10 protein-coding genes are annotated in these 14,332 nt (G+C 46.9%); 3 read left to right on the top strand and 7 right to left on the bottom strand.

All coding sequences use genetic code 11. From position 1 onward, the window contains the following. The 3 genes from ACSQ8O_RS15470 to ACSQ8O_RS15460 are packed head-to-tail and all read left to right on the top strand — an operon-like array spanning position 1 to position 2,951. On the top strand, positions 1-1,809 hold the full coding sequence (locus ACSQ8O_RS15470) for a cache domain-containing sensor histidine kinase (RefSeq protein ID WP_436242424.1): 1,809 nt from the start codon (positions 1-3) through the stop codon (positions 1,807-1,809). Between the two features lie 54 nt (positions 1,810-1,863). Continuing rightward, on the top strand, positions 1,864-2,262 hold the full coding sequence (locus ACSQ8O_RS15465; RefSeq protein ID WP_436242423.1) for a CidA/LrgA family protein: 399 nt from the start codon (positions 1,864-1,866) through the stop codon (positions 2,260-2,262). After that, positions 2,259-2,951 carry an LrgB family protein gene (locus ACSQ8O_RS15460; protein WP_436242422.1) on the top strand — a complete coding sequence of 231 codons (693 nt, stop codon included), beginning with the start codon at positions 2,259-2,261 and terminating at the stop codon, positions 2,949-2,951. Before ACSQ8O_RS15465 ends, ACSQ8O_RS15460 begins: the two co-directional genes overlap by 4 nt. A gap of 318 nt (positions 2,952-3,269) precedes the next feature. Here ACSQ8O_RS15460 and ACSQ8O_RS15455 read toward each other — a convergent pair whose 3' ends face one another. From ACSQ8O_RS15455 to ACSQ8O_RS15425, 7 genes are all read right to left on the bottom strand, one after another. Further along, positions 3,270-4,253 (bottom strand): SGNH/GDSL hydrolase family protein, encoded by a 984-nt coding sequence (locus ACSQ8O_RS15455; RefSeq protein WP_436242421.1) that lies wholly within the window; start codon positions 4,251-4,253, stop codon positions 3,270-3,272. 22 nt (positions 4,254-4,275) lie between these two features. Next, complete coding sequence (locus ACSQ8O_RS15450) at positions 4,276-6,738, bottom strand: hypothetical protein (RefSeq protein ID WP_436242420.1); 2,463 nt, start codon at positions 6,736-6,738, stop codon at positions 4,276-4,278. 46 nt (positions 6,739-6,784) lie between these two features. Beyond that, complete coding sequence (locus tag ACSQ8O_RS15445; RefSeq protein WP_436242419.1) at positions 6,785-7,669, bottom strand: carbohydrate ABC transporter permease; 885 nt, start codon at positions 7,667-7,669, stop codon at positions 6,785-6,787. 20 nt (positions 7,670-7,689) lie between these two features. Continuing rightward, the gene (locus ACSQ8O_RS15440; protein ID WP_436242949.1) at positions 7,690-8,580 is read right to left on the bottom strand and encodes an ABC transporter permease; all 891 of its coding nucleotides are present in this window, start codon (positions 8,578-8,580) and stop codon (positions 7,690-7,692) included. 133 nt (positions 8,581-8,713) lie between these two features. Beyond that, positions 8,714-10,381, bottom strand: coding sequence for a response regulator transcription factor (locus ACSQ8O_RS15435; protein ID WP_436242418.1), 1,668 nt, complete (start codon positions 10,379-10,381; stop codon positions 8,714-8,716). Positions 10,382-10,415: 34 nt separating this feature from the next. Beyond that, positions 10,416-12,188, bottom strand: coding sequence for a sensor histidine kinase (locus tag ACSQ8O_RS15430; protein WP_436242417.1), 1,773 nt, complete (start codon positions 12,186-12,188; stop codon positions 10,416-10,418). Positions 12,189-12,360: 172 nt separating this feature from the next. After that, positions 12,361-14,073: an extracellular solute-binding protein gene (locus ACSQ8O_RS15425; RefSeq protein ID WP_436242416.1), complete on the bottom strand. Its 1,713-nt coding sequence runs from the start codon at positions 14,071-14,073 to the stop codon at positions 12,361-12,363. Positions 14,074-14,332: the final 259 nt, after the last annotated feature.

Raw genomic sequence — 14,332 nt, 5'->3', positions numbered from 1 at the left:
TTGAACGCATGGCAGCGGCTTTCGCAGCATTACCGGATGAAGCATGTTAACCATCAAATATTCGTACTTATGATCCTAATTATCACCGTTCCCTTATTGATTATCTCCGTCATTATTTATTTTTTTTCCATCCAAGCCGTCAAAAATGAGTACCAGAGCTCCTCGAACCTGATTCTCACGAATCTATCCTTCAATATTGACCAATATTTGCAGAGTATCGAAAAAGGAACGCTCAACGCGCAAATGGATGGGCAACTGCAGAATGCCTTGGAGCACTGGGTTGCTGATGGCGACGAGAATAGTAATGATCAACGAATTCAATACGGGAACACCATTGAGCACTTTGTCAGTTCGATCGAAATGACAATTAAAAATGTGGACAGCGTGCAAATTTACGCAGGCTCCCGTGTCTTTTACTCGGCTAATTTCAATCGCTCGGATTACGATGTCGAGGATTTCACCCATGAGGATTGGTACTTGCAGACACAGCAAAGTAAAGGTGGCATCGTCCTGTTCGGAACACACCTCCCCTTCCATCGCGTGAATGCCAAGGATCCCGTTATTTCCATCGCTAGGGTCATTAATAAGGTAGGAAGTAAGCAGCCGCTCGGGGTTATGCTCATCGATATTCGATTGGATTCTTTGCGAGAAATATTGAAATTGTCCGAAACGAGTAAACGCAACTTCACTATTATAGATAGTCAGGGTGCGAGTATTTATAATTCCGAAAGTACGACTACGAATGCCAATGTACCAATCACGTTAGAGAGTCAGAAGCTTCAGACCGTTTTGAATACTGAAAATGGGAGCTTTTACGCTTATTTTGCCGGGTCCAATTCGTACATTAACTTTGTGACCTCGCCTTATTCGGGCTGGAAGGTCATTCAATCCATTGATGAGAAAGAAATGACGAAGCAAGCCGAAATTTTGATCAAAATCATATTAGCATTAGCCTTCTTGTCCCTAGGAACTGCGATTTTATTCATGTTCATTTTATCCGCGCGCGTAACGAAGCCAATCATTCTACTAAGCCGCAAGGTGAAAATGGTTGGTTTAGGCAATTTCGATGTCGATCTTAGCTCGAATCGGCAGGATGAGTTCGGCGTGCTGTATCAAGGTATCCGCAAAATGCTAGAAGACTTGCAGAACTATATTGAACGTTCCTCCATGGCCAAAGCACAGCAAAAAGTCGCGCAATATGGCGCTTTGAAAAGTCAGATCAATCCGCATTTTCTGGCTAATGTGCTGGAAACGATTCAAATGAAGGCGATCATCAGCGGACAACGAGATGTCGGTGAAATGGTCGGTATCTTAGGTCGCCTGTTCCGCATTCATATCCAAACGGGGAAAGAAACAGTTACCTTGCAGGAGGAATTGATCCACATTCGGCTGTACGTAAAAATCCAACAGCTGCGCTTCGGGGATAAAATTCAGTATCGCGAGGAACTCTCGGTGAATAGTGAGACTTTGCAGGTGCTGCATTTTTCATTGCAGCCGCTGATCGAGAATGCCTTTGTGCATGGACTGGAACGGAGCAGTCAAGCAGGACTGTTGGAAGTATCTTCCGAGATATCGGGGGATGACTTACTGATCCAGATCAAGGATAATGGAGTTGGCATGGATGAAATCAAGCTTGGGCAGCTGCGAAATCGGCTAGCCCAGCCTTCAGACACACTCGATGAAACACATATTGGCATCAAAAATGTGCATGATCGGATTGTTTTCTACTTCGGAGATCCGTATGGGATTGACATAGAAAGCCAGCTGGGTGTAGGGACGATCGTGCGGATACGTATTCCTGCGCGGTAGAGCATTCCCCTTCAGCTCAAGACAACAGACCAAGACGACAGACAGGAGGACCTTATGCTAGGACTCGCGATTTTACTTGCTTTTAACCTCATTGGCATTTGGCTTCAAACGAGCTTTCACATCCCGCTTCCTGGCAATGTGATTGGACTCATTCTTTTCACTATCGCGCTATTTGCCAAGCTCATCAAGTTAGAATGGGTGGAAACGACGGCGAATTGGTTCACAGGCCATATGATGCTATTTTTTCTACCCTTTGTTGTGGGAACCATGGCATTCTTCCCTCTGATTGGGGGGAATTGGCTTTCTATCGGGGTTGGCGTCATGGGGAGCTCTGTGGCTGTCCTACTCGTAACTGGATTTATCACCTCGAAAATGCAACGTAGTCAGGTTAAAGGGCATCGGATGCCTACAGGTGCAAATGGGCAAAAGACGGCTGAAGGTGGGATGAAGTGAACACCTCCGATTGGTTAATGAACCCGATGTTTGGCATCGCGCTTAGTGTTGTAGCCTATACGGCTGCACAACATATTCACAAGCGTTGGCGGTGGCTTCATCCGCTTTTTGTATGTTCAGGCTTGATCATTTGCATCCTGCTCAGCTTTCGTATCCCATATGCCGCCTACAAAGTAGGCGCTGATCTGATTACCTTGTTGCTTGGGCCAGCAACCGTAGCGCTAGGTGTACCGCTGTATAAACATGCCGGTCTGATAAAAAAGCATATCACCGGCATCTTGATCGCCGTTACGATGGGATCGTTGACCGGCATTGTTTGCGCCGCTGCCCTAGTTGGACTTCTCGGCGGAAGCCGCGAGATTCTGCTCAGCATGCTGCCGAAATCCGTGAGCTCGCCGATCGCCCTAGAGATATCACGCCATCTCGGCGGATTGCCAGAGCTAACAGCCGTGCTGACGGTGCTCACTGGGCTATTCGGGAGCATGATCGGCCGGAAGCTGCTGACCTGGCTCGGTTGGCGTGATTCGCTATCCATCGGCATCGCCGTTGGCACCGCTGCGCATGGGATTGGCACGGCACGCCTCCTCAAGGATTCCGAGGAGGAAGGCAGCATGAGCGGCTTCTCCATGGGCGCTGCTGGGATTATAACGTCGATTTTGTTTATTCCAGTTTATTGGTGGTTTAGTTAGAGGGAAGCGCGTACCAATAACCCCCATCTCGAAGCAATTGCTTCAGGTTGGGGGCTTCTTTGATTCCGGAAGTTGTATGTTGTGGTGTAACAAGTCACCTGTAAAAACTACAGCTATTCTACTACTTTTGCGCCAAGTATAAGCACTAGATGGATAACCTACAGCTAATTTTAAGCAATTTGGCAATTTCGAGGGAATTAGGTGTAAATAGCTGTACAGTTTCCAGTTAATCCTTCTCGAAGGCTGAATCAGACAAAATTACATGGATGTTTTCCAGTTATTTGGAAATGTAGTCCTAACTATGTGCCATTTTCTAGCTCAAAGCAACTCCGCCAATGCCCTTGCGTAAAACGAATGCCCGTATTCATTCGGATGATTGACGTTATTCATCAACAAACTCGCGGTTGATTTGCCTGTTGCTAATTCAGCTACCCATAGCTTCTGAACATCCGCGAGTGCAACCTCATACTGGTTGGCAAGCCGTCGCAGACAATCCGCATATTCCGCTGCATTTTTACTAGCAAAATGCCACTGTCCATTAGGTAGGCAAGGTGTGATTAAGATAATAGCTGCATCCGTCTGTGCGCGCAGCTGTTCAATCATTGCTCCTATGTGACGTTCAAATTCAGGCGGTGGAACGTCATTCCCTCTGTCCGCATCCACATTTTGATCATTCATACCATAACCAATCGTCACCACATCCGGTCGGCTTGCGATCACATCCTCTTGCAGACGAAGCAAGCCGCGCCGGCTTGTTTCACCGCCTACGGCTTTCATCGTCAACGTAACTTCTGATGTTGAGATATGGGAACGTAACTGCTCCGCAAATCGGTGAGCAAATGTGAATTTCACATTGGGGATTTCGGCCCCCATTGAAATGCTATCACCAAGCACGACGAGTGAAATGTCCTGCTTCTCTTTCAGATGTTTCAGCAAGCCGCTCGCCTGTGCCACCTTATTTTCATCAACAACCGGCTCTGTCTCGTACTCATAATCAGCATACACGGTATAAGCCGCATTCGAAATTGCCTTATAATCGCGATGATCAAACTTCTCTAGCCCATACAAAGGATGGTCTCGCCAATCAGGTATCGCACCACTTGCCAACCGAAAGATCGTTCCACCTTCCCCGTCGATCATGTAGTCGATACCTTGCTGGAACGTCCGATTATCTGGATGTGTGGTATCCGGATGACTCCTCAGCTGCACATCCCTGCCACCACAATGCGGTCGATAACGCATCTTTTGTTTCTCCGAGCCGGGGAAAACGAACGCTTCCCCCAGCTGACTTCTTAGCTCCATCGTTCATTCCCCCCTTTTACACTTACCAAAGTAGATCTATTCGACCTGTAATTCCCTCTAGATAAATACGATCCTCTTGGCAAGCATCCGTAAGATCGAGATACTCGTTCTCGTTCAATCTGACTTCCACGATCCCAGCAGCAATGGCCTCAATAGGTGGAAACAACGTAAGATTGGCCTCTTTCAAATTCCAAACGGTCAGATTACGGCTAGATTGACGCTTCCACGTTGGGAAAGCCTGATTTTCGCGGCAAAGAACGATTGATTTCTGCTTTTGAGAAGCCACGATACGGCATTCCTCATGAAATGTACGGTCCAACGCGTACACGCCCGTATCGCTCCCTAGCTGAACCGATTGTCCTGGAAATAACGGCACACCTTCTGGCAGACCGATTTGCAATTGAACTGTCGTATCCTGCTTACAACCTGTGAACCAGAATGCGTTCTCGTGACGCGAGACAAATGTAAGCGCTGATTGCGACTCGGTTGTCAGCTTCTTTTGTGACAGATGATAGCCATATGGCTGCAGCATATATCGTAATAGTACGGAAGAATCGTACCATTCTTCCTCTTGCCGAATCGGCAGATGCGTTACTCCAGCTGGCTGGAAAGGTAAGGATCCGCACAACCAACCGATTCTTCCACCGTTCCAATCTGCATCGCATCGTGTGACAGCAAACGCGCGTTCCTCCCCATTTTGTACAGCTACGGCATGAACGGTTGTACTCGAATCTGCGTTATCCCGGAGCGTTAAGCTCAATCCGCCATCTCCAATATCAGCACGATGCCTAAGCTTATGAGAAGAAACCTGCTCTCCAACCTCATCCTGCGCAAGTGAAATCCTCAGCTCAAAATCACCTTCTAAAGGTTGCTCCCTCTGCAATTGCAGCATCTCCAATAAAACTGGCTCCAACACGTCCCCATAGAGCAACACCTGAGCACCATCGGTTACGAGTGCCTCAATCTCTTCGACCAAATCCCTCGTTAATCCTGCTGTAGAAATCAATAGCACGGTGCTTTTCAGCTTCAATTTGGCTTCTGCCGTCATTGTCCGAAAGGTATCCGTCCCGAGCACAGTATTCAGTGGCAATCCTTCATTAATCGCATTCCGAATGAACCAATCGTGAAAGAACACTCGGCCAGTCGTATTCCGATCTGCTTTCAGCAGGTCATGCAGCTCACGAAATGGATAGAGCCAAGTAACCATACCAAGCTGATCTGGCGCATCTTTGAACGCTTTGCGAATATGCGGAATGATTTCAGATGCACTTTCTGCTTGCAGTTCCCCATACTCCGTATCAATCGTTAGAATTTGAACGACGCCAGGCGGCTCTACACCTCCATCTGCATTTACCCTCGCCGCTGCTAGCGGGCAATAAATATCGTGTGGCTCCCGATCATAATAGTCGAACCAAGGATTTTGCCAGAACCAAGGATCATTCGCGTAAAAACGGTACATATAGGTATCCTGCGGAAGCTCGGCAATCCGTGATAAGTAACCTGTGATTTCTAGTCCAAAATCGTAATTCAACGCTCCCCATGGGGAGTTCGGAGGTGGATACGCGAGATAACCCTTGTCGTAGAGTTCTTGCATCGGTACATAATCTTTGGCCAAGTCCATGCCGGTTCCGTAATTCGTTCCTCGTATTTCCGTTCGCACTTCAGGACACTCCAACTTGAATGCATCCCAAAAGGATAAAATCTTGGTCGAAACTTCCTCGTAATCCGCAATCGCTGCATGCGTCCCATCATAATTTGCCCCTAAATACGTCCAAGGAAAATACGAAAGCGCAAACCCATTAGAAAACCAGATATAGTCAAACCCAAGCGTAGGCAAGTAACTAGCACATTGTTTTCCTAGAAATTCACCGAAAGGTAAATCCTCCGGAATACCATTTGGATAGGCCGCATAGTGCACGTTGTCAGCCTTCAGCTTCGACCAGCTACACACGACCGTGTAGTGTGTTTTTAACGAAACGTACTTGCCGCCGATCTCGGCCCGGTTAATTTCTGGATGATCCTTATATTTAAAATCCGAATATGCAAACTCGGGTCCCGCATCGAACGTAGCACCGACCTCCAACTTGACACCAAATTTCTCCGCAGCGATCCGTTTAAATGATGCTACTACACGTTTCAGATCCCCATAAGTGAAGGTAACGGGCTCACTCGTATAGAGACGAGCAATATGAGGGTCCTTGTTATCCGTGACATGACCGAACATGTCCTCATTCGCGAACCCAATGTATCTTGCCCATTCAAAAGGGACTTCCAACTCACCCTTCCAAGTCAGGATTTCACTGCCATCCGAAACCCATAGCAGCATGGAAGCCACCTCGGCCATCTCCAACAGCGGCTGCCATTGGCGCAGCGCCTCTGTGCAAACTTCGTCTATCGCGGAAGGATCGAGGTTTTTGAAAGGTTTGAGACTCATTTCCAAGGAGGCTCGTTGAAGTGTCTTTTTAGTAACATGATCTATCGCCATATCTGTCATCTCCTCACAATCAATTATACAAGTGCCAACTCTGACGCTATTCCTTCACACTGCCAAGTATAATTCCCTTCGTGAAATACCTTTGTAGAAACGGGTAGATGATGAGAATCGGCAACGCTCCAAGAAAGATTTGCGCGGCACGTGCGGTACGATCCGATATGAGTGTCAGCACCTCGAGATCCGTGTTGCTTTTGATCAGCGTATCCAGACCTACAACCACCGTATATAAATAGCTTTGGAGTGGATAATGGGATGGCGTGTTCATGAATAGAATACCGTCAAACCATGAATTCCAATGGGAAACTGTCGCGAAAAGCGTAAGTGTTGCCAAAGATGGCGTAGATAATGGTATGTAAATATTCCACAGGATTCGCCACTGCCCTGCACCGTCCATGAGGGCTGCTTCTTCTAATTCTTTGGGCAATGCCCGGAAAAAGTTCAGTAATATAACGACATTATACACAGGCACCGCATGCGTTAAAATTAAGGCCCAAATCGTGTCTAACAACCCTAGCGACCGCATTGTCATATAGAGTGGGATAATCCCCCCACTGAACAGCATGGTGAACACGAATATCCATACATACACCGTTCTGCCCTTGAAGCTTGCTGCCTCCTTGGACAGCGGATAAGCGACTAGAATGGTCAGTACCATATTCACGATGACGCCTAACACGACTCTTTTGATCGAAATGATGAAAGAGGTCATAAACTCTGGTTTTTCGATGATGAATTGATACGATTTCCAAGTGAACTCAATGGGCCAGAAGGTGACTGCGCCTGTTGCAACAGCATTATTGGAGCTGAGTGACATCGCCAGTAAATGAATTAATGGCAATATACACAAGACAGATAAACTAATAAGAAACACATAGTTCGCAATTGTGAACCCTCGATATGCCCAAGACGTCGTCTTGATCATGCTGAATTTCCTCCTTCCCCTCAGAAAATGCGGTAATTGGCGAACCGATACGCCATCGTATACGAAAGTGCGATAAGGATAAATGAAACGAGTGACTTAAAGAGTCCGACTGCTGTCGCCACCCCGTACTGTGCATCGATCATCCCAATCCGATACACGAAGGTGTCGATGATATCTCCACTTTCATACACAATAGGGCTGTACAAATTGAATACCTGCTCGAACCCGGCGTTCAGCACATTTCCGATACTAAGTGTCGCCAGCAATACGATGATCGGAGCCATCCCAGGCAAGGTAATATGCAGTGTTTGCTTCCACCGATTTGCGCCATCCATCGTCGCCGCCTCATACAGCGCTGGGTTAATGCCCAGGATCGCTGCCAAATACACAATTGTGCTGAAACCGAATTCCTTCCACTCATTCGTCAGTACCAACGTAAATGGGAACCAATGATTGTCTCCCAAGAAGAAAATCGACTGCATTCCCAAGGCACGAAGTCCCGCATTGACGATCCCTTCTTTTGGCGAGAGGACATCCAATAAGATCCCGCTTAGAATAACCCACGAAAGGAAATGCGGCAGATACACCAGCGTTTGAACTATACGTTTCACCGCATTCTTTCGAACTTCATTCAGCAAAATGGCAATGACAATCGGCACGATCAGACCTACAATAATTTTCATGAGTGCAATATAGATCGTATTCCAAAGCACACGATAGAAATCTGGCAACTCCATCACATATCGAAAGTTATCCAGCCCGATCCATTTGGAATGAAAAAGCCCCTGTGTTGGCATGTATTTCTGGAACGCAATAGCAATGCCGGCCATCGGATAATACTGAAAAATAAGGATGGCAATCAATCCGGGAATGAGCATCAAATGCAGGGGCATTTGCGCTTTCCATTTCATTCTGTTCACATGTTCTCCCCCTTACCGGATGAAAAAAAAGAAGCTGGATTATCGCCAACCTCTTCCATGTCTTTATTATAAAATTAACGAACATGCCACCGATACGGGACATTATTGCGGCTCTTGCCTTATATTAACCAGTTAATCGAGAGTCGCGATACACCTGTGGCGTAAGACCTGTGACCTTCTTAAATAGTCTTGTAAAATAAGGCGCAGACTCCAATCCAACCATCGCAGCGATTTCATGGATTTTGTGCTCTGTCGTCATTAATAGGGTCTTCGCCCGCTGAATGCGCACATCCGTAATATAATCAAGCAGACCTTGCCCTGTTGTTTGTTTATACATGCGAGAGAGGTATGGCGGACTCAAATACACCAACTCTGCTAGGCGCGTTAACGACAGCTCCTCTTGTAGAAATGCATGCACATAATGATGAATCTGACCGATCATATCCGTCGTTCTCTCGGCCTTTTTCAGCCCGTTATAGTCCGCCAGCGACAACGCGATACCCGCCAGAAATTGAACGGCTCCTACCGTACTATTGTGCTGATAAGGATTCAGAATCTCTTCGATCCGGAACGATTCACCCAGCTGCGCGATCAAATGACGCTTATTGATATACGTTAAAAGAAAAGCAGCAAGATGCGAGAACGCCTCATAGGCCAGCGCTTCGCCCGCATCAATGTGCGATAACAACTTGATCGCTTTAACGACCTCACCAAACAGGTGCTCACACCCTTCTTTTTCACCGTTATCCAAATAGGTCTCCAACAGATCCATTTTGTGCAGATGAATACGCAAATCCTGCTCTTCATAGAATTGCTTACTAGAGCGCAGTTCTTCTTTGTCTTCCCTGCGTTGCTCGGTTAGCAGCATCTCATGGCCTTTCCCGATGCCATAGGCCAACTGCAGCTTCATGGCCTCAATCCGCTGCATCATCGCTTCCCATGTGCAGAAGCTAGAAGCCAGCAGGAAGGAAACCGGCACCTTCAGATGCCGCCGACAGGCAGACTGAACAAGCTCTACTCCGCCGGAAAGCGTACGAATCGCTTGTTCTTCTTGCCCGTCATCGGTAGGCTCGGTTGGTTGAACGAGCCAAATAAACCGATTGCGATCATACGGAAGCGCTATCATGTTTAGTGAGCCGTTCAAATATTCCTCCGCTATGTTGTGGACGGAATAGAACAGAAGCGATTGATCCGATGGTGCGGCGAAGGACCCCCATTCATCCAATCGTCCGATGACGAGGAGCACAGGACTCCCTGCGTGCAGGCCGATGCCCAGCTCCTCGAACCTGCGAGCCCTAACGGTGAGCGATTCGGACTCGCCTTGCACGAGCTGCCGCAGGTAATCGCGGCGAATCGTTGGCAATGCGGCATGCAGCTGCTCTCGAGAACGCTTCAATATTTCTTCACGGTTGATTTCGAGCGCGATATCCTGCGTCGCCTTCTGCACCGCTTGAATGATGGCCTCATCGCCCTCTGTTTTGAGGACGAAATCGATGCCCCCATTGCGAATTGCTGTCTGGGCATAGGCAAAATCATCAAAGCCCGTCAAGAAAATGATGCGGCAGCGCGGCCATCTTTTACGGGTATAATCGGCAAGCTCCATCCCACTCATCCCCGGCATCCGAATATCCGTGAGCAGAATGTCCACTTTCCCAACTTCCATCTTCTCTATCGCTTCCTTGCCGGAGTGAGCTTTCAACATCTCGAAATCCATGTCTTCCAGCTCAAGCAAAGTTTCTGTCAAATAGTGAACGGCCAGCGGCTCATCATCCACGATCATCATTGTCAGCATGACATCACGTCCTCTTTTTGCAAATTGAAATCCCCTATCCGACGAATGGAATGACGACCGAAACGATCAAACCGCCTTCCTCTCGTTGGAGAATCCGAACACCGGCCTTCTCACCAAACCTTAATTGTAAGCGTCGATGCACATTCAACATCCCCGTTACTTCCTCCGTCGCTTGCCCCTCTTGCGTTTTGGCCTGAAAATCTCGCAGTTCCTCGTCGGTCATCCCTTTGCCATTGTCCTCAACTTGGATGATAACAAGCCTCTCTCCGTCATCGTCCTCCTGGCATGCGGTCGAGATCCGCAGATGACGCTCATGATGGTCCTGATCAAACCCATGATGATACGCATTTTCCACGATTGGCTGTAAGATCAACCGTGGAACAACAATTTGTTTGCATACCTCTGGCAATGGCTCCATTTCAAACGAAATCCGGTTCATATACCGGATAGTTTGAATCTCAGCAAAAGCACGAACATGGCTCAACTCCCGCTCCAACGGGACTTCCTCACTGCCATTTCGGGTCATGTACTGGAAATAATCGCCGAGATATTTGGTAAATCGGGTTGAGTTTTCGAAATCTTGCGCTTTCGTCATGCGATACAATAAGTAGAAGCTGTTGTATAAAAAGTGCGGATTAATCTGCGACTGCAGCTGCTTCAGTTCGGATTGCTGCGTACGAATTTTCTGCTCGTATATTTCGAAAATTAGTTTCTTCAAATGCGCGACCATGTTATTGAATTGGGCATACAAATAATGAAATTCATCACTGCTTTTATACGTTAGCTCGACTTGTAGATCACCGGATTCCACCTTGCGGAAAGCTCGGACAAGCCTACTGAGCGGGCGATGAATGATGCGGTACACATAGATAGAGAACAAGATAATGACAATAAGTGCGCATAAGGAGATGAGATATAAATAAACTTGATAATGATCCAGCGGCCCCATCACAGCCTTTTCCGGAACAAAAGCAACCAACATCAGATCTAGTGCCGATGAATAGGTGGAAACCGTGAGAAGACGCTGATTCCCGATCTTGATAAGCTCATTAGCTGCTTGAACGATTTGTGAAGACTTGATCTGGAGCATGGACATTTGCTCCCGAACCGTTTGACGAATGAGGGCGTAGGCCTCTTTATTTTGCGTATGGACGATATCCCAATCTGCTTTCACGATCGCTGCGCCGCCCTGGTCATAATTAGAAATCTGCGCTAAATACGATTGCATGGCGGGCATGGAAAGCTCCAGTTCCAGAACGAACATCGGGTCGCGCCCTTCCACCAACTGGTTGTTGGGATAATATTCACGTAAGTAAAGATGATCGCCATCGCGATAAAATAATCCTTTATGCGAGAACGAATCTTGTTTTAATCGATCCAGACGCTCTCGAGGCAAGCTGTCGGCTAACTCCGTAGATGAAATAATTTTATTAATAGGCGGAATATACACACTTGCCCGCTCGATATACATACTCGATTCCTTTAATAGGACGAGGCGTTGCTGAAACCTTTTCAAAATAACAAGCTTCTGATATTCCGTTAAACTATCGGCCGTCACACTCAGCGCTTCCAAATCTTCGTCATTCATGAATTGCCGTTGAATACGTCCCATTCTGTCGATTTCATTCTCAAGTGATGAGCGATAGAACTGAATTTGCGACTCGAGTGATTTGGAAATCTCCTTGCGGACAAGCCCCGCACCCCATTCATTAATCTGTGTCCCGATCACATACATAGGTGAAAGCACGATGAGAAAAGTCACTATTAATTTGCCAAGTATTGAGAACCGTCGCTGTCTCCCTGCCATTCACATAACTCCTCATCATACGTCCTTTTTCTCACTATACAAAAGATTGTGCGGATTGGATATATGACCGGCACCATAAGATAATAAAAAGCAAGTATGATAAAATTGTCCCATCCTACAAGAAACTACCCCGCACGTAGATTTCTCTACATGCAGGGTAGCCATCATCGACCTATTTGTTCTTCGCGTACCAATCGTTCACTTCTTGCTCGATTTTATCGCCGCCAAGCTTTTGGAACTCTTCAGCGAACTTGTCGAACTCGTCGACGGATGAATCACCCATGATAATCTTAGTGAACGTTTCTGCGACTTTCTTCTTCAACGTCGGCAGCTTCTCGGACATCGTCGGCGTTGCTGGAGCTAGGAACAAATTATATTGCCCGATCTTCGCTTTGTTATATTGATCAATAACACTATAACTGCCGCCATCGCCCATTACGATATTGCTAAACCACATCGTATCATCACCAGCTTTGAACTTCGTCATGCGATCAAAATGAACACTGGCTGGGAATCCAAGTTTACTGCCATCGCCGGTCTTTAAGGATTCTTGCACTTGGTGATAGGCATCTAGATTCGTATTTAGCGAATCCATCGTAACTGGCGCATATTTCGCTGCCATAATCCCCGTTTTCGAATCGGTAATGAATGGGTTCGGATCCGGTGCATACGATTTTTCGTAAAAACGATTGATATAGATATTCGCTAACTTAATAGCCGCTTCCGGATGCTTCGATCCTTTTTTCACCACATAAAACGTACCGGCTGTGTCGTAAAGCTGCGGTACAGCTGGCTGACTATCTGCAGAAACAATTGGGAACACTTTCCATTGCGCTTTCGGATCCTTCGTGTGATTCTCCTTCTGGATATAGCCGCCATCTGACACTAATCCGTAGGCAAGCCCTACACGTCCTGCTGCTACATCTTCTTGGATTTTAGCTGGCGGTTTAACGCCAAATTCCTTATCAAGCACGCCATCCTTATAGAGCTCTTGGAGCTTCTTCAAAGGCGCTTTTAGTTCTTTTTGAACAAAACCATATACCAATTTACCTGATGGATTCTTAATGAAAATATCGGTATAACCATGATATCCGTTAAAGAAGCCACGCAATGAACCGTGCCCATAATCCCAGAAATCTTTATTTACCGCAAGCCCGATCGTATCATCTTTCCCGTTTCCGTCTGGATCTTGTTTGGCAAAAGCGGTTGCTATTTTAATCACATCATCCATCGTTTTGGGTTCAGGCAATTTCAGCTTCTGCAACCAATCCGTTCGTACGTAGATCATTTCAGCTGTGCTGATACCGCCGTTACTGAACGTGTGAGGAATGCCAAGCATTTTGCCGTCAATTGTAGCTGCCTTAATCCCAATTCCACCATCTTGGTTCAACATATCTTTCAAATATGGCGAGCTGTATTGTGCCCATACTTTCGTTAAGTCCTCTAACTGACCCGCATCCGCCAAACGCTTCATTTCCTCTTTATTCACCTCAAGGAAATCCGGAATATCGCCCGATGCGATAGACACATTCAGCTTCTGATGATACTGAGTTGAATCAACCGACCACGCATTTTTCACTTTAATCCCATAGTCTTGCTCGAAAATTTTGGTCCAGATATTGCTGTCGATCGAATCGCCAGCTGCATATTTGAAAGTTGCGTCCACCGATCGCACCGTCGTCACTTCAATTGGCGGATCATATTTCGCCAACGGGTCTACTTTCACTGCTGCCGTTTGAGCAGCCACCGGACTAGCCGATGCCGCAGCAGTTGCGGATTTGGACGCCTCTGGTTGAGCCGTCGAATTGCTACATGCACTTGCGACAACTGATAATAACATCATGGAGCCTATTGAAACCGCCCCGTATTTTCTCCCTTGCTTCATGGCCATTTCCCCCTCGTTCGCCTATTAATTCAACTGGATACGTTTTCATTATAGAATCACTCGAGCATGGCTCGAAACGGGACATTCTTGCGAACCTTGCTTTTTATTACGCTCTTTGTATCTCTTTAGGATAAATGATGGCCCAGGGGGATGGCAATGGGAGGGATCGTCTTAACCATCAAAGTTAACAACGAGAAAGAAAATGCACTATGAAATCTCCTTATTATGGAAATTTATACCAACTAATCGAGTGTGCCTC

The organism is Paenibacillus sp. LjRoot56 (assembly GCF_964253335.1).
GTDB lineage: Bacteria > Bacillota > Bacilli > Paenibacillales > NBRC-103111 > Paenibacillus_E > Paenibacillus_E allorhizoplanae.
The sequence above is the reverse complement of the archived record's forward strand: the minus strand, read 5'-3'. Positions and strand labels throughout refer to the sequence as shown.